The sequence below is a fragment of the Prosthecobacter sp. genome, from assembly GCF_044378005.1.
Lineage (GTDB): Bacteria > Verrucomicrobiota > Verrucomicrobiia > Verrucomicrobiales > Verrucomicrobiaceae > Prosthecobacter.
The window spans coordinates 16,632-32,952 of record NZ_JBILYB010000014.1; the positions used below are offsets into that span (position 1 = coordinate 16,632).

Annotated in this window: 11 protein-coding genes and 1 riboswitch; of the genes, 6 read left to right on the forward strand and 5 right to left on the reverse strand. The window is 60.0% G+C overall.

The window, feature by feature from the left end:
- Positions 1 to 134 precede the first annotated feature (134 nt).
- Complete coding sequence (locus AC6FTP_RS05000) at positions 135 to 2,504, reverse strand: ABC transporter permease (protein WP_497205806.1); 2,370 nt, start codon at positions 2,502 to 2,504, stop codon at positions 135 to 137.
- Positions 2,505 to 2,539: 35 nt separating this feature from the next.
- Positions 2,540 to 4,483, reverse strand: a complete 1,944-nt coding sequence (speA, locus tag AC6FTP_RS05005; protein ID WP_497205807.1) for a biosynthetic arginine decarboxylase — start codon at positions 4,481 to 4,483, stop codon at positions 2,540 to 2,542.
- Positions 4,484 to 4,648: 165 nt separating this feature from the next.
- Here speA and AC6FTP_RS05010 point away from each other — a divergent pair, with 165 nt between their 5' ends.
- The 3 genes from AC6FTP_RS05010 (at position 4,649) to AC6FTP_RS05020 (ending at position 8,997) form a co-directional block, all read left to right on the forward strand.
- Positions 4,649 to 5,965: a Gfo/Idh/MocA family protein gene (locus AC6FTP_RS05010; protein ID WP_497205808.1), complete on the forward strand. Its 1,317-nt coding sequence runs from the start codon at positions 4,649 to 4,651 to the stop codon at positions 5,963 to 5,965.
- An 86-nt stretch (positions 5,966 to 6,051) separates the two neighbouring features.
- Positions 6,052 to 6,158: riboswitch (TPP riboswitch) on the forward strand.
- A gap of 67 nt (positions 6,159 to 6,225) precedes the next feature.
- A complete protein-coding gene (gene thiC / locus AC6FTP_RS05015; RefSeq protein ID WP_497205809.1) occupies positions 6,226 to 8,190 on the forward strand; it encodes a phosphomethylpyrimidine synthase ThiC in 1,965 nt (654 codons plus the stop codon).
- Positions 8,191 to 8,388: 198 nt separating this feature from the next.
- A complete protein-coding gene (locus AC6FTP_RS05020; protein WP_497205810.1) occupies positions 8,389 to 8,997 on the forward strand; it encodes a R.Pab1 family restriction endonuclease in 609 nt (202 codons plus the stop codon).
- Positions 8,998 to 9,465: 468 nt separating this feature from the next.
- On the opposite strand, the gene AC6FTP_RS05025 is transcribed toward AC6FTP_RS05020, so the two are convergent.
- Positions 9,466 to 9,639: a GYD domain-containing protein gene (locus AC6FTP_RS05025; RefSeq protein WP_497205811.1), complete on the reverse strand. Its 174-nt coding sequence runs from the start codon at positions 9,637 to 9,639 to the stop codon at positions 9,466 to 9,468.
- Positions 9,640 to 9,939: 300 nt separating this feature from the next.
- Here AC6FTP_RS05025 and AC6FTP_RS05030 point away from each other — a divergent pair, with 300 nt between their 5' ends.
- The 3 genes from AC6FTP_RS05030 (at position 9,940) to AC6FTP_RS05040 (ending at position 12,352) form a co-directional block, all read left to right on the forward strand.
- Positions 9,940 to 10,521 (forward strand): NADPH-dependent FMN reductase, encoded by a 582-nt coding sequence (locus AC6FTP_RS05030; RefSeq protein WP_497205812.1) that lies wholly within the window; start codon positions 9,940 to 9,942, stop codon positions 10,519 to 10,521.
- Positions 10,522 to 10,680: 159 nt separating this feature from the next.
- On the forward strand, positions 10,681 to 11,406 hold the full coding sequence (locus AC6FTP_RS05035) for an ATPase (protein WP_497205813.1): 726 nt from the start codon (positions 10,681 to 10,683) through the stop codon (positions 11,404 to 11,406).
- Positions 11,407 to 11,647: 241 nt separating this feature from the next.
- On the forward strand, positions 11,648 to 12,352 hold the full coding sequence (locus tag AC6FTP_RS05040) for a hypothetical protein (RefSeq protein WP_497205814.1): 705 nt from the start codon (positions 11,648 to 11,650) through the stop codon (positions 12,350 to 12,352).
- An 8-nt stretch (positions 12,353 to 12,360) separates the two neighbouring features.
- Here AC6FTP_RS05040 and hrpB read toward each other — a convergent pair whose 3' ends face one another.
- Complete coding sequence (gene hrpB / locus AC6FTP_RS05045; RefSeq protein WP_497205815.1) at positions 12,361 to 14,898, reverse strand: ATP-dependent helicase HrpB; 2,538 nt, start codon at positions 14,896 to 14,898, stop codon at positions 12,361 to 12,363.
- Positions 14,899 to 14,921: 23 nt separating this feature from the next.
- Positions 14,922 to 16,142, reverse strand: a complete 1,221-nt coding sequence (locus AC6FTP_RS05050) for a hypothetical protein (protein WP_497205816.1) — start codon at positions 16,140 to 16,142, stop codon at positions 14,922 to 14,924.
- Positions 16,143 to 16,321 lie beyond the last annotated feature (179 nt).

A 16,321-nucleotide genomic window follows, 5' to 3' on the forward strand; every position in this document is an offset into this window, starting at 1 on the left:
ATGATCTCTGGGTTCATTGGACTGGGGGAAAGAAAACCTAAGTAATGTTGAATTTCGCTCACTGGGCGGGTTTCGACAAGTAAACCTTTCGCTGTAATTTATAATTTTCATAATTGAAAGCGCCTTTATCCCCCTCAATCGCGGGCTTTGAGCACCCCGACCATGTCCAATTTACGCAGCATCCGGGCCACGAGTGCAAAACAAGCAACCGCGGCCCCAATGACGACAAGAACAGCGGTGGCGTAGGTCGCATCACTGATCACCAACGGCAGTCGAACCGTGTCCGTGCGCACCTTGGTGATAATCCAAGTCACCAGTCCCCGGCCAAAGAGCAACCCCACCGGCAGTGCGATGAGTAGCAGCAGAGTCAGTTCGCCCAGCAACACCCCGGCCACCTCCCGCTGGGTAAAGCCCACGACTCGGAGTGTCGCCAAATCACGCCCGCGTTCGCTCAGAGCGATGCGCGCACTGTTATAGACCACGCCGAACGCCACGATGACTGCCAGCGTGAGGTAAAGCCGCCGCAGGATGCCGATGCTTTCCCCCGTCGTGGTTCGGAAGGCTCGAAGTTGGTCCTTTTTCACAATGGTGGCAGCGAGCCGGGGAGTGCTTTTGATCTTCTTCATGAAGGCATCCCACTTCGTGTCATCCACCGTGAGGTACGCACCGCTCACTGTCGCCCCCTCTTTCATTGCACGGCGCAGTGCATCGATTTCCATGAAGGCGGACACGCCTGCGAAGTCTTCGATGAGTCCACGCACTGGCAACTGAAGATGCGGGCGCTGCCCCTCCAGCACCGCCACCTGCACCGACTCCCCTACCCTGATCCCGAGTTTCTCTGCCAGAGCCTGGGACATGACGAGCCCCTCATCCGGCAGTTCGATCCGCCGCCCCTTCCCATCCAGCAGGCGGTTCAGGATGCTTCCCTTCGGCAGACCCGTGATCGAAAGCCGCCGCTCTCTTTGCGCATGATGAAAGCGTGCCTGCACCACGCGGATCGGCTCCGCAAACAACACCCCCGGCAGATGCTCCAGATCATGAAGAGACTCCGCTGATCCCGGCTCCACGAGAAAAGCGATCACGTCCTGCCGCTGTGAATCATTCCACTGATAGGTCAGCAAGTAGTCGATGCTGTCCTCCATACTTCCCGGCAGCACCATGAGGCCCGTGGCCAAAGAAAGACCTGCGACAGTGAAGGCAGACTGCCAGGGACGCCGCTCGATGTTTCTTAACGCCATGCGCATCACTGGAGACATCCAGCCCGTGAGGCCCGCACGCTCCAGCAAACTCGGCTTGAAGCTCGTCGGCGGCTCAGGTCGCATCGCCTCGGCAGGCGGCAGCTTCACCGCCATCCAGACCACGCTTAGCACGCCGATCAGAGATGCCACCGTGCTCACCACCAGTGCCAGCGCCAACGCCGAGTAATCCATCTTGAACTCCAGTGTCGGGAAACGGAAGAACAGCCGGTATAAATTTAGCAGCCCGCTGCCCATGAAGCGCCCCGCCAGCCCGCCGAGGATCGAACCGAGCACCACGATCACAAAAGCAAAGCCCAGGTAATGCCGCCCCACCTGCCAGGACGAGTAACCCAATGCCTTCATCTGCGCGATCTGCTCCCGCTGGAGCCGAACCAATCGTGCGAGCACAGCATTCACCATGAAGGCCGCCACACTGAGAAACACGATGGGATAGGCCACCGATAAGGCATGCAGCACCTCCAGCTCATCTTCCAGACGTTGCGCGCTGCCGTGATCTTTGCGCGTGTAGCCGCCAGTGGCACCGTAAGTCGCCAGCAGCCGATCCATCTCATCAATCACCGTTCCAGCCTCCGCTCCGGGAGATAGATCGATGCAGAAATCATTGAAGGCACCGTCCATGTTGTAGGCCGCCGCCAGCGCGCGGTAGTTCATCCAAAAGACCCCGAAGCGCTTGTTGTCCGGCAGAGTCTCCCCGGCACGCGCTTCAAAGACAAACTCAGGCGAAAGCCCGATGCCCGTGATCATCAATTGATCTCGCCGACCATTGATGATGGCCTGCACCGAGTCGCCGAGCATGAGATGATTTGCCTCCGCGAAAGCCTCGCTCACCACCGTCTCGCGCCGAGCATCCTGCCGTGGCATCCGCCCGCGTCGCAGGAAGACCTGATTCAGCAAAGGCGCGCTGCCATCCTCCGGCAAAGACACCAGATGCCCCGTGCATGGCTCCAGCACACCTGGCAGATCCAGCACCGCATCCCTCACCACGCGCATTTCCAGCGCCGCCACTCCAGGGATCTCCACCAGCCTTTCCCTCAGCGACAAAGGTGCCCGCTTCAGCGAGCCAAACACATCCGCCATCCGATGACTTTGATAATAGGCATCCCGCGTGCCTTCCAGCGTCAGGATCAGACTGCGCGTCATGATCATCATCGCCAGACCACAAGCCATGACAAGCGCCACCGCCATCACCTGCCCCTTCATGCGCCCGACATCGCGCAGGAGTTTTAGATCAAGGGGCGTGAGCATGGGGAAGACAAACTCAGGCTAAGCCAAAGCAGGGCCTAAGTCTCAAAATACGTGTAGCCGCGAAGTCCCGCCTCATAGGCACCCATGATCTCTTTGCGTTCGGAGGGCGTGATGCGCTTCGAGGTGACGGCGCTTTCGGCGAGGTTGCGGAAGCGGGTGGCGAGATCCTTGGGATCGTATTCCACATAGCTGAGCACTTCGGAGACGCTGTCGCCTTCCTGCTCACGGCGGTACTTGAGCTTGCCGTTCTCGATGGAGACGCTGACGACGTTCGTGTCGCCGAGGAGATTGTGCAGGTCGCCGAGGGTCTCCTGATAAGCGCCGACGAGGAAGATGCCGAGCATGTAGTCCTCACCGGACTCGAAGTCAGGATCGTGCAAAGGCAGACTGCCGCAGATCTCACCGCTGTGGGCAAATTTGTCGATCTTGCCATCGCTGTCGCAGGTAATGTCGGAGAGCACCGCATTACGCGTGGGCTTCTCTTTGAGATGATGAATGGGCATCACCGGGAAGATCTGGTCGATGGCCCAAAGGTCAGGTAGGCTCTGGAAGACGCTGAAGTTCCCGTAGTAGTAGTCCGTCATCACCGACTCCATGCGCTCCATCTGGGAGCCGTCATGCCCCACGGATTCGAGCTTGCTGGAGATCCAGGTCATGATGTCCCAGTACATCTCCTCGCCGATGGAGCGCTCTCGCAGGCTGATCTTGCCGTAGTTAAATTCGCTGCGCAGCTTGTCGCGGTAATACACGGCATCGTTGTAAATCTCCTGCACGCGTTCGCGGGAGAGCTTGCTGAGATCCTTGCTGCGTTCGTCGCGTAGTTCCGCGAGGTGGCGCACCATGGGGGGCGCGTCTTTGGCGAGTTCCACCTGACGGTTCATTGGCTCAAAGCGGTTCACATCGAGGATGTTGATCACCAGCACCGAGTAGTAGGCCACGATGGCGCGGCCCGACTCCGTGATGATGTCTGGATGAGGCACGCCGGCTTCGGCAGTGACTTCGCTGATGGCCTCGATCACGTCGGCGCAGTATTCCTTCGTGCCGTAGTTGCTGGAGGCGGAGGTCGCGCCTTTAAAGCCATCGTAACTGATGGCCAGGCCGCCGCCGAGATCCAGGATGCCCATGCGAGCGCCTTCTTGAACGAGGCCGCAATACACGCGGGTGGCTTCTGTGACAGCCTGACGGATCGCACGGATGTTCGGGATCTGGCTGCCCTGGTGATAATGCAACATGCGCAGGCAATCGAGCATCCCTTCATCACGCAGAGTGTCCACCACATGCATGAGCTGGGAGATGTTCAGACCAAAGACGCTGGCATCACCGCCGGAGCCGGACCAGTGGCCTGCGCTTTCCGCGCTGAGACGGAAGCGCACGCCCAGAGTGGGCCGCACGCCCATCTTCTTGCTGCGATCAAGGATCAGCTTCAGCTCGCTCGGCATCTCCAGCACCATGATGACCTGCAAGCCCATCTTCTGTGCATTGAGTGCCAGATCGATGAACTCCTCATCCTTGTAGCCATTGCACACGATGTAGGCCTCCGGGTCGTGCATGTAGGCCAGCGCGGCGATGAGCTCGGGCTTGCTGCCCGCTTCGAGACCGTAGTGATACTTGCGGCCATAGCTCGTGATCTCGTCGATCACCTCCTGCTGCTGGTTCACCTTGATCGGATAGACGCCGCGATAGGCACCCTGATACTTCGCCTCACGGATGGAGCTGGCAAAGCCCTCGTTCAGTTCATCGATACGCCAGCGCAGCAGATCGCCGAAACGAATGAGCACGGGAAGCTGCGTGCCACGATCACGCAGACCTTTGACGATCTGGGCCAGAGACACAGGCTTGGTCTTCTTGCCATCTTTGAGATTCACCACCACCTCGCCTTTGGCAGAGATATCGAAGTAGCCATGACCCCACTCACGAATGCCGTAAAGTTCGGCGCTGTCTTCGATGGTCCAGGTAGGTGATTTGGGGCGGCGTTCCATGAGTAAGTTTGAAGAGAAAGGAGGGGCCGCGATTATGGGGGCATTCCCCCGGATGAAAAGTGAAGATTACCCCTTATCTCACCCCTCCCGCCGCCGCATTTGGACCCTTCCGCGATTCCACGATTGACGCCGCGCCGCTGTGCCGTTCATGCTTCCCCACCTCTCATGACCTCGCGCCGCTCCTTTCTTTCCTCTGCCACCGCCGCCTCCGTCTCGCTCACCGCGCTGCCTTTGCTCGCGGCAGATGGCAAAAAATATCGCACCGCCCTCATCGGCAGCGGCTGGTGGGGGATGAACATCCTGCGCGAGGCCATCGCCTCCGGCCGCATCACCGTCGTGGCGCTCTGTGATGTGGATGCGAACGTGCTCGATAACGGCGTCGCCGACATCGAATCCGAGACCGGAACAGCACCGAAGGGCTACAAAGACTACCGCCAGCTCCTCACCGAAGCGAAACCCGAGATCGTCATCATCGGCACACCCGATCACTGGCATGCCCTGCAAAGCATCGCCGCCTGTGAAGCGGGCGCGCATGTCTATGTCGAGAAGCCCACCGGCCACACCATCGCCGAGAGTCGCGCCATGGTTCAGGCCGCGAAGAAGGCGGGCGTCACCGTGCAGGTCGGCCTGCACCGCCGCATCGGCCCGCATCATGTCGCCGCCATGGACTTCCTGAAGTCGGGCAAAGTCGGCAAGGTCGGCATGGTGCGTCTCTTTGCCCACAGCCGCGGCGGCCCCGAACAGCCAAAACCAAACAGCAAGGTGCCCGACTCCCTCGATTGGGACCTGTGGTGCGGCCCAGCCCCCATGCGCCCCTTCAACTCGAAGCTGCATCCCGGCGGCTGGCGTGGCTTCCTCGACTACGCGAACGGCACCATGGGTGACTGGGGTGTTCATTGGCTCGATCAAGTGCTCTGGTGGAGCGGCCAAAAAGGCCCCAAACGCGTCTTCTGCACCGGAGGTCGTCCCGTCTTCGGCGAGCCTGTCTTGAACGACAAAGAGCAGACCACCGACGCGCCGGATCATCAGGTCGCCACCTTTGAGTTCGAAGGCTTCACCGCCATCTGGGAACACCGCAAATTCGCCGGGAACGCCGCCGAGAAGCACCAGGTCGGCGCTTACTTCTACGGCGACAAAGGCACCCTGCACATCGGCTGGAAGGACGGCTGGACCTTTTACCCCGCCGACGGCAAAGCCGAGATCACTCACGGCGACAACCAACTCCAGGAGCCCGAAGGCGACGGCCATAACATCGGCGCACTCTGGGCCGACTTCATTGATGCCATCGACAAGAAACGCACCCCCGTCGCCGACATCGAGAGCGCCCACCGCTCCAGTTGTCTGCCCCTGCTCGGCATGATCTCCTGGCGCACTGGCCGCAGCATCCAGTGGGATGCCGAGAAAGAAGAAATCATCGGCGATCCCGAAGCCTCCAAACTCCTCCGCCGCGAGTATCGCGCGCCGTGGAAGTATCCAGCCTGATTCCCACCCATGAGATCGCTCATGCACGCCCAGATAACCGGGCTAAATTCACTTTGACGATCCCCCCCTCGCCTCCCACACTCGCGGCGTCACGACAGGGGCGTCCCACCGCAGGGACTGAGACGGATTTGTTCCGAACCCTCCGAACCTGATGCGGGTCATGCCGCCGAAGGGAGTTCGCTCGGAGGTTTCTCAGTTTCAGCGCACAGCGCCCCAACCAACAGAGAACCGAGAACCCTGAACCGAGAACTTTCCCCGCCATGATCGCCGATCCTAAAACCTCCTTCGAAGGCCACTCCTCCGAGCAGCTCCCCGCCTCCACCCGCATTTACGTCGAGGGGCAGATCCACAAAGACATCCGCGTCCCCATGCGCGAGATCACGCTTTCTCCGACGAAAGCCTTCAATGGCCGCATCGAGATGAATGAACCCGTCCGCGTCTATGACTGCTCCGGCCCCTGGGGCGATCCCACCTTCCACGGCAAATCCGAAGAAGGCCTCCCTGCCCTGCGGGAAAAATGGATCGCCGCCCGCAACGACGTCATCGCCTACGATGGCCGCGAAGTGAAGCCTCAGGACAACGGCTACCTCAGCGGCAAACACGCCGAATTCGCCAGCACCGCCGAGCGCAACCGCCTCGTCGAATTCCCTGGTCTTAATGGCGAACGCCGCCGCCCGCTCAAGGCCACCGGCCATCCCGTCACCCAGCTTTGGTATGCCAAACAAGGCATCATCACCCCCGAGATGGAGTTCATCGCCATCCGCGAAAACATGTATCGCGCCAAGATCGCCGACCAGACGAACGACATCGTCCGCAACGACCTCGACAAGCAGCACGTCGGCTCCTCCCAGGTCCAGACCGACTACACCCCCGGCATCTTCAAGCGCTTCCCCCAGCGCATCCCGAACGAAATCACTCCCGAGTTCGTCCGCAGCGAAGTCGCCGCAGGCCGCGCCATCATCCCCGCGAACATCAATCACCCCGAGCTCGAGCCGATGATCATCGGCCGGAACTTCCTCGTCAAAATCAACGCCAACATCGGCAACAGCGCCGTCGCCTCCAGCATCGAGGAAGAAGTCGAAAAAATGCGCTGGGCCACCAAGTGGGGCGCGGACACCGTCATGGACCTCTCCACTGGCAAGAACATCCACGCCACCCGTGAATGGATCCTGCGCAATTCGCCCGTGCCCATCGGCACCGTGCCCATCTATCAGGCGCTCGAAAAAGTGAACGGCAAAGCCGAAGACCTCACCTGGGAACTCTTCCGCGACACCCTCATCGAGCAGGCCGAGCAAGGCGTCGATTACTTCACCATCCACGCCGGCGTCCTCCTCCTCTTCGTTCCCATGACCGCCTCCCGCATGACCGGCATCGTCAGCCGCGGCGGCAGCATCATGGCCAAGTGGTGCCTCGCCCATCACAAAGAAAACTTCCTCTACACCCACTGGGACGACATCTGCGACATCATGGCCGCCTACGACGTCAGCTTCAGCATCGGCGACGGCCTCCGCCCCGGCTCCATCGCCGACGCCAATGACAAAGCGCAATTTGGCGAACTCGAAGTGCAGGGCGAACTCACCAAGCGTGCCTGGGCCAAAGGCGTCCAGGTCATGAACGAAGGCCCCGGCCACGTCCCCATGCATATGATTGAGGAGAACATGGCCAAGCAGCTCGAATGGTGCCACGAGGCCCCCTTCTACACCCTCGGGCCTCTCACCACCGACATCGCCCCCGGCTACGACCACATCACCAGCGGCATCGGAGCCGCCATGATCGGCTGGTATGGCTGCGCCATGCTCTGCTACGTCACGCCGAAGGAACACCTCGGCCTCCCCAACAAAGAAGACGTCAAAGCCGGCGTCATCACCTACAAACTCGCCGCCCACGCCGCCGACCTCGCCAAAGGCCACCCCGGCGCCCAATACCGCGACAACGCCCTCTCCAAAGCCCGCTTCGAGTTCCGCTGGGAAGACCAGTTCAATCTCTCCCTCGACCCCGTCACCGCCCGCGAATACCACGACGAAACCCTCCCCCAAGACGGAGCCAAGTCCGCCCACTTCTGCTCCATGTGCGGCCCCCACTTCTGCTCCATGAAGATCACCGAAGACGTCCGCAAATACGCCGCCGAACAAGCCATCTCCGAGGAAGTGGCGCTTCAGCGTGGGATGGAAGAGAAGTCGAAGGAGTTCGTGGAAGCAGGTGCGGAGGTTTATTCCAAAGCGTAAATCACCAGATCTGTCGATCCCCACAGCATCATATCACATTCAATACACACTCATGAGCTTGGAAGTGCCTGCCAACTGCATAGACCTCAAATTACCGGCAGCTAATAGTGGTAAATATCGCTTCAAAGTCAGAGACGCGAAGTTGCAGTTTGGGAGTAGTTTTAGCGCTAGAACAACGGAGTTTCATGGCGGGTCTATTTGGAATGGCAAATCGGCTACGACGCGATTGTGACTGACGTTAAAGACGGAAAGAAAACGACTGCGCTAACAGATCACTCTTTTGTCGGAGCAAATGGCAAAACCAAGCATCTTTACGAACTCTCCGAATTGTTAGTTCATGCCACAAAGCTTAAGCTTGTATCACGAGAGCAATTGGAGGAATTGCTTGATTCAGCCGGCTCCGTTTTGGAATTCCTGGATAGCAGAGAGATTCAAGTGTCAAAACCTACGGATACTCGGATTGCCGAATTTGACTTCCATGAAACAAACATCGCTTTGCCAACCTTCTACATGTTGGACACGCCGGATCAAACGCAGATCGAGGTCACGATTCAGAAACAGCAATATGCGTCCGGAACTCAACCGATGGTCTATTTTTGCATTCCTGTCTCTTCGTTTAAAAACTGGGGTGATCTAAAAGGGCGGCAGTCCAAACCAGGCGATGAATTCATTTATCAGATCGATAAAACAAATGTCTCGAATCTTTTGTCGCTGATGAAAATCTTTTCGCTATGCTCGAAGAGCCATCAACACGATGTGAAGGAGATTCTGAAGGTGGCATTGGAAATCTGTAAGGATTACGATTGAATGCGTAGATGATGCTAAAATGGACAGGTACACTTCCAGCCACTTAACAGAGGATCAAAGGTTAAAACTCGGTGGCTTTTACACCATCAGAGAGTTAGTGCGAAATGTTGGTGTGTACATAATGCCATTTATTGAAGCGAAAAGAGGCGTGATAATAGTCGATAGCGCTGCCGGAAGAGGAGCATTCGAGGACCTCATCGATGGAAACGACTATCGCTTCGCTGATTGTGACGAATATGCATGTCAGTTCCTCACTGGATCACTTCAGCTACAAAAAGTGTTTCACTGCAATGCCTTGCTTCATGTTTGCAGGGAAATGTTCAATATTCCGGCTGACGCTTTTGTGATTCAAGTGGGCAACCCGCCTTACAACGACACGACCTCCGAATTTAGAAAAGGAGGCAAAGGTGAAAACAGATGTGACGTGGACCTATTTGATCGAGATCTTGGAATATCCTTTCTAAAGTCCTATGACAAACTGAAAGCGGATGTTGTGTGGGCTCCCATGGTCCAGAAGAGGTGCTGCACCTTGCAGCCCCCTTTTTTGGCCGCCTTCCGAAAAGCATCCGCGCGGTGCGGGGATTCGTGGATGTTCTGAAGTCCCTGCGGGGTGAAGTTGATGAGTGCGACGTAGGTGTTCATGGCTTGAAGCGTGGATGGGCCACGAAGAAAACGTCCAGGCAGCCCCCGGCACTCCCCACCCTTGGCGCATGAGTGACCCGTTCTTGTCGCTCCAGAGAACGGGATCAGGGTGTTCTGAAACCCGAGTCAAACACCGCAAGAGGCAGGATAGGATGCTCCTACCAAAGCTATGCCATTCGCGGTTTGTCTCTCACCCAATGAGCGCTTGCAGCCGCAGCGAAACAGAAGCCCGCCAAGATTGCGGAGCCGCCGGTGCGGAGCTAGTCTCCGTATCCATTCGCTGCCTCACTCGACACGCCCATGACCACTCCCCGCATCCTCGCCTTCGGCGGCAGCCTACGCCGCGATTCATTCAACCAAAAACTCGCCGCCGCCGCTGCGGCAGGAGCACGGGAGGCGGGGGCGGAGGTCACCTTGATCGCCCTGCGCGATTTCCCCCTGCCGGTCTTTGACCAGGATCTGGAGGACGCGGATGGCATGCCAGCAGCGGCCAAGGCTTTGAAACAACTTTTCCGCGACCATGATGGACTGCTCATCGCCGCACCGGAATACAACAGCAGCCTCACCGCCGCCTTGAAGAACGCCTTCGACTGGGTCTCCCGCGCCGAAACCGACGACGAACCGCCGCTGGTGGCATTCGCCGGCAAAACCGCCGCCCTCTGCGCGGCCTCCCCCGGAGCCCTGGGCGGCCTGCGCGGTCTGGTGCATGTCCGCGCCATCCTGGGCAACATCGGTGTCACCGTCCTGCTGGATCAAGTCGCCATCAGCATGGCGCACGAAGCGTTTGCGGCGGACGGCACGCTGTCCGACGAAAAGCAGGCTGCCCGCGTGCAAAAACTCGGTGCCCAACTCGCCCGCCACCTGACCAAGATGCTGGCCTGAGACGCGGCCCCTCGGTCGGCTTGATCAGGCCGTCGCCAAATCGACCTAGTCAGGCCGATCCGACGGGAGGCATTGAACGGGACAATAGACAGTGCCCCCAACTCAACTTGTGATGGTAATCGCTGCTGGTGAAGTTTACTGAGTTGGCGCTCGCCCCCCATGAACCCTACCCTCTGCATTCTCGGCGGCTGTAATGGCGCTGGAAAGACGACGCTCGCTCGCGAGTTGTTGCCGCGATTGGGCTTGATGCGCTTTCTGAATGCCGATGAGATGGCCCGCGGGCTCTCGCCGCTTGATCCCTCGCTGAGCGCGTTCCGGGCAGGACGGTTGCTGCTGGAGGAAGCGCGTTCGCTCATCGCGGCGAAGGCCAGCTTTGCCATCGAGTCCACGCTCAGCGGCAAAGTTCAAGTCGCGCTGATCCGCGAAGCCAAAGCGCGCGGCTACCGCATCCTGCTGCACTACATCGTCATCGGCTCCGCCACGCAGGCAATCGCCCGTGTGGCCCTGCGGGTGCGCGTGGGTGGTCATCATGTGCCTGCGGAGGATGTGCGCCGCCGATTTGACCGCAGCCGCAGTCATTTCCTAGAGGATTACCTGCCCCTTGCCGATGAGTGGGGCCTGTGGGACAATCAAGTGCCGCCAGCGGTGAAGATCGCCAGCAGCGAGACACACACGCTCGACCAACTCCACACCATGCTCGCCTCCAACAACCTTCAAGAAACGCCTCCGCGTGAAATGTCGGAGATGTCGAAGATCGTGCTCGAAGCCAGCCGCGTGGCCACCGAGAAGATGCTCGACTACTACAAGCGCATGGGCATCAAGGTGACGCCGGAGATGACCCTGGCCCCCGAGAAGCCGAAGCGGGTCCGCCGCAAGGCGGTGTGATTTACCGAGGTGTGTTTCCGACTCGCGTCGTCACCGCTACAAGTCACAGGTTGAAGAAGCTGGAGCTAACACCTAAACTCCACCATGATCAGCGCAGAAGAACTGGTGGGCGAGGAGTGGGCCGAGTGGTATCGGCTGACTCCGGCTCAACGCTGGACAGAGACCTCGCGTCTCTGGCAGACTTACCTTGCACTTGGAGGCTCCCTTGATCCCGAACCCGATACGCAAAGTCCTTTCTTCGATGCGCGAGCACCAGGTCCAGTGCCTGCTCATGGGCGGCCAGGCCTGCGTGTTATACGGCGCAGCGGAGTTTAGCCGCGATACCGACTTGGCGATCCTCGCCAGTGAGGAAAACGCCGAACGGCTCACGAAGGCCATGCAAGCCCTCGAAGCTGAGGTCATCGCCGTGCCGCCGTTTCTGCTCCAGCATCTCGAAGCCGGTCATGCCGTGCATTTTCGCTGCCGTCATCCCGAAGCCGCAGAGATGCGGGTGGATGTGATGTCCCGCATGAGAGGCGTGACGGACTTTCACACGCTCTGGGAACGCCGCACCACGCTGGTGATGGATGATGGCACTCTGTGCGATCTCCTTTCCTTGGGCGATCTCGTGCAGGCCAAGAAAACCCAGAGCGACAAGGACTGGCCAATGATCCGCCGCCTCTTGGAAGCCAACTACTTTGCCAATCAAGCAGCACCAACGCCCGAGCAACTCACCTTCTGGTTCCAAGAACTCCGCACGCCCGAACTGCTGCGTGATCTCGCCCAAGCGCATCCTCTCCTCGCTCGCGACGCAGTCACATCCCGTGTACTGATCTATCACGCTATCTCTGATGATGTCCCCGCACTATCCGTGTCGCTGGAAGACGAGGAGCGTCAAGAGCGCCTCGAAGACAAGGCTTACTGGCAACCGCTGAAGCAAGAGTTGGAGCGTCTGCGTCGGCAGTAAGGCCTTCGCTAACGCCACATAACACTCGGAAACTTCTTAGCCACCGCTTGGCGATGCTTCGGCCATTCGCGAGCCACGAAACCCGGCCACTCACTGGTAATGGCCAGACGTTTGCCATCGGGCGTGCAAAGCTGGAGTTGCACTGGAAGCCTTCCTTCGCAGAGCGTTGGATGCGCTGTGAGAGCGAAGCATTCCTGGAGCTTCACTTGGGCTTCGGGGGTGTCGTTGATGTAGCTGAGCTTGATCGTGCCGCCGCTGTGCCAGGGGATGCTGAGTGGCGCTAACTCATCCAGCCAACTGACTTGGCCTTTGTCCAGATGCTGATGGAAGGCGGGGAGGAGTGGCGCGGCTTGGGCTTCTTTGACCATCGTGAGGCCGGTGAAGGCTCGAGCGAGGCTGGTGGTGAGGGCGGCTTCGTCGAAGGGGGCGAACTCGAGTTCGGGCAGGGTGGCGTGGACGAGGTTCACGCGGGCGATGAATTGCTTCAGCCGATGATCCATCAGCGGCAGATCGAAGGCTCCGGCGCGGTGGGCTTCGGCGAGGCAGCGTCCGCTGGCGACGGGATCGAGGTCGCGCTGCTGGGCTTTTTGCTCGATGACGAGATCGCGATAACGCACGAGCTTCATGGCGGCGACCCGCTTGTTTTGGGCATCGAAGAGGTGCTCGATGGTGGTGCTCAGATGCTGCGGAAACATCTCGGCGATCCACGCGGGCTGCACGGCGGTGGCGAGGCTGAGCAGGGTCTGGCGCGACGGTGTTTCGCGCAGATTGGCGGCGACGAAGTAGGCGGCGGCGGTCACCACGCTTTCGCGCGCGAGCTGGCCGCTGCGTTGATCGGTGAGGTCGCACTCGGGCTTGCCGGGAGTGCGGCGTTTGGCGAGTTGATCGACGAAGCCGGCCATGAGGCAGCGCAGCAGGGCTTCGTCTTTTTTTGCCGGACTGGCGGGAGCGGCATCGCGGTCGTAGAGGCGCTGCTGGTGGGCGGCGTGCAGGATCTGCTGGCAGGTCTGCTCCACCTGACGAGCGACTTGGGTATTGATGCCGTAGCCACGACAGCGATCAAAGCTGAAGCCGTTCGCTTTGGCGAAGTCGTAGGCTCGCATCAGCGTGATGAAATCGGAGTCCGCGCTTTCCTCGAACATCTCGCGTGCGGCTTTGGTTTGCGCATCATCGCGATCCAGTCGCGCGAGCAAGTCGCGACCACTCACCAAAGCGGCGCACAAGGCAGCATCGGGCACGCAGCCGCGTTGGCTGGCCTCGATCAACATGCGTGAGTAGCGCGGATGCATGGGCAGGCGCAGCATTTGGCGACCGATGGGCGTGAGGTCGGCATCGAGCAAAGCCCCGAGCATGGTGAGCAGGCGCTCGGCTCGGACGACGGCCTGCGGATCGGGTTTGTCCAGCCAGTCAAACGTGGCGGCTTCATGGATGCCGAGCGAGTGCAGCAGCAGCACGACCTCCGCGAGGTCGCTTCGCTGAATCTCCGGCGTGTTGCGCTCGTCGCGGTCCTTGTGGCCGATCAAGGTCCACAAGCGATGACAAGTGCCCGGTGCGGTGCGTCCTGCGCGGCCTTTGCGCTGATCCGCACTGGCGCGGCTGATCGGCTCCAGCAACAGCGTGCCGATGCCGCGCTCCGCATCGTAACGAGCCACGCGGGCGACACCGCTGTCCACGACATGGCGGATGCCGTCGATGGTGATGCTGGTCTCCGCGACGTTGGTGGCGACGATTACTTTGCGCAGCGAGTTCGGCGCAAAGGCGCGGTCCTGCTCCTGCGGCTCCAGTTCGCCATGCAACGGGATGCACGCCACGCGCTCCCGCGTTCTCAGGCCGCGCAAGGCATCCAGCGTGCCATTGATCTCGCCACGCCCCGGCATGAAAACGAGGATGTCGCCGGGGTCTTCGTCTTGAAGGATGCGCTCCACCGCATCCGCCGCCTGCACCGTGATCGGGCGCTGATCCGGCATCGAGAGATAGCCGACCTCCACCGGATAGCTTTGCCCTTCGGACACAAGGATCGGGCACTGATCCAAATACGCCGCCACCGGCTCCGCATCGAGCGTGGCCGACATCACCACCATCGCCAAATCCGGCCGCTGCGTCTGCTGCAAGTGCTTCACCAACGCCAGCGCCACATCGCTGAGCAGGTTCCGCTCATGGAACTCATCAAACACCACGGCACCGATCTTCGACAGCGAGCGATCATCCTGAAGCCAGCGCAGCAAAATGCCCTCGGTGACAAAACAAATGCGAGTGCCCACGCTCGTGTGGTCATCAAAGCGAATCTGATAGCCGACTTCCGCACCCAGCTTCCCCTCCCGCTCCCAAGCCACCCGCGTCGCCACCGTGCGAGCCGCCACGCGTCGAGGTTGCAACACCACGATCATCTTCTTCCCCGCGATCCCCGCATCCAGCAGCATCTGCGGCACCTGCGTCGTCTTCCCCGATCCCGTCGGAGCGACGAGCACCAGACGATTCCCATCACCCAACGTGCGCAGGATGTCAGCGTGGATTTTCCAGATGGGCAGGGACGTGGAGGCAGGCATGAAGGGGGGCTGCATGAGCTACTTCAAACCCCCAGCATGCGTAGCGTGGACGCGGCGAAGGCTTGGTGGAGTTCTTGGATCACGGCGGGGGGCTGACCGCGCAGGGCGGGAGGGAGACGTTTGCTGCCGGAAAGGAAGTAGCGCAGGGAGCTGAGGAAGATCTCAGGCTGGTCTTCAAGCTCGGCGTCGAGCGTGGCGGGGAAGACGGCATCGAGCAGCTCCACGCCGTCCTCGGTGAGCACAGCGAGCTCTTGTGCCCAGCGCATCACGGTCTCCACCGGCGCTGGCTTGGGGTAGCGCCGTTTCACCAGCGTGAGAAGGTCCGCACGGGTGGCGGCATTCATGAGCAGGGCGAGGAAGAAGCGGTGCTCCGGTGCGGCGATGGTGCTGCGCATATTTTTGATGAGATCACAACGCACGCCTTCTTCGAGGGTGTCCTGCACACCAGTGGCGAGCTGGCCGTGGCGCTGGCGGAAGACCTTCAAGGCCGCGTGCCACTCGCCGCGATTCCGCAGCCGGGCCATGCTGTGCTGGAGGATGTAAAAGCCGCGCTCGAAATCCAGTGTTCCCAGCATTTCATTCACGATCCCAGAATAGGTTGGGTCATCGCCCTGCTCCAGCACGTCGAGTAATTGCTTCCGGCGCATGGTGAGCGTGTCCGCATGCATGGGGTCGATGGCAATGTGAGGCGGCAGGAAGTTGAACTGCGGACTGGTGCCGGGGTCATTGTGAGTACGCACGACGACGGTGACGGACGGGCTGTCGAGGTGGAAGAGGGAGTGAATGCAACTTTGCCCCGAGACGATGGGGACGGTGCGGCCGGTTTCGAGCAGCTCTATCTGTTTCATGCGCACGTCTCCCAGGCGCAGATGCGGAGTGACGGACCGGGCATTTTCAAAGGTGTAGTGAGCGTGGATGCTCGATCCGTGCATGACATGAAACGCGCCGGAGAACTCGTGCTGATGGATGTCCGTGGTGCCGTCGAGCCAGAAGAGCAGTTGGATGTAAAAGCGCGGATGCTCGTAGGCGATGAGTTCCGGCTGCCCAAAGCCGGACATGGACTGGAGCGGCTGCTCGTCATTGAGCAGATACTCCCGCATCAGTTCCGGCAGCGCGACGTGCTTGCTCGGCGGGCGAGATTCGAGAGCTTTGCGGGCGATAGAGGGGAATTTCTCCAAGGAAAAGTTCACCTTATTCCACTGCGCGAGCACCTGGCGGCCCAAATCATTGAAGAATGCGTTCATCAACCTTCCCTTGGACCCACCTGAAGGGAGCAACAAGGATGATCTAGTGAGCTCGGCCACTCGGTGGTGGTAGCGAGGCGCGTTGCCTTGAGGTGCTGAGTGCGACAACGAGGCGGTCTTCGCAGGGGCTGAGGATCGCGAGGGGCGCGGCTTGGGCTTCGTTTACCAGGAAGATGCCT

What these genes read in the sequence shown, in the direction of transcription:
- AC6FTP_RS05000 (WP_497205806.1), bottom strand. Translation starts at nt 2,504, where the DNA reads ATGCTCACGCCCCTTGATCTAAAACTCCTGCGCGATGTCGGGCGCATG.
- AC6FTP_RS05010 (WP_497205808.1), top strand. Translation starts at nt 4,649, where the DNA reads ATGACCTCGCGCCGCTCCTTTCTTTCCTCTGCCACCGCCGCCTCCGTC.
- speA (WP_497205807.1), bottom strand. Translation starts at nt 4,483, where the DNA reads ATGGAACGCCGCCCCAAATCACCTACCTGGACCATCGAAGACAGCGCC.
- AC6FTP_RS05025 (WP_497205811.1), bottom strand. Translation starts at nt 9,639, where the DNA reads ATGAACACCTACGTCGCACTCATCAACTTCACCCCGCAGGGACTTCAG.
- AC6FTP_RS05050 (WP_497205816.1), bottom strand. Translation starts at nt 16,142, where the DNA reads ATGAACGCATTCTTCAATGATTTGGGCCGCCAGGTGCTCGCGCAGTGG.
- AC6FTP_RS05030 (WP_497205812.1), top strand. Translation starts at nt 9,940, where the DNA reads ATGACCACTCCCCGCATCCTCGCCTTCGGCGGCAGCCTACGCCGCGAT.
- AC6FTP_RS05035 (WP_497205813.1), top strand. Translation starts at nt 10,681, where the DNA reads ATGAACCCTACCCTCTGCATTCTCGGCGGCTGTAATGGCGCTGGAAAG.
- hrpB (WP_497205815.1), bottom strand. Translation starts at nt 14,898, where the DNA reads ATGCCTGCCTCCACGTCCCTGCCCATCTGGAAAATCCACGCTGACATC.
- AC6FTP_RS05040 (WP_497205814.1), top strand. Translation starts at nt 11,648, where the DNA reads ATGCGCGAGCACCAGGTCCAGTGCCTGCTCATGGGCGGCCAGGCCTGC.
- thiC (WP_497205809.1), top strand. Translation starts at nt 6,226, where the DNA reads ATGATCGCCGATCCTAAAACCTCCTTCGAAGGCCACTCCTCCGAGCAG.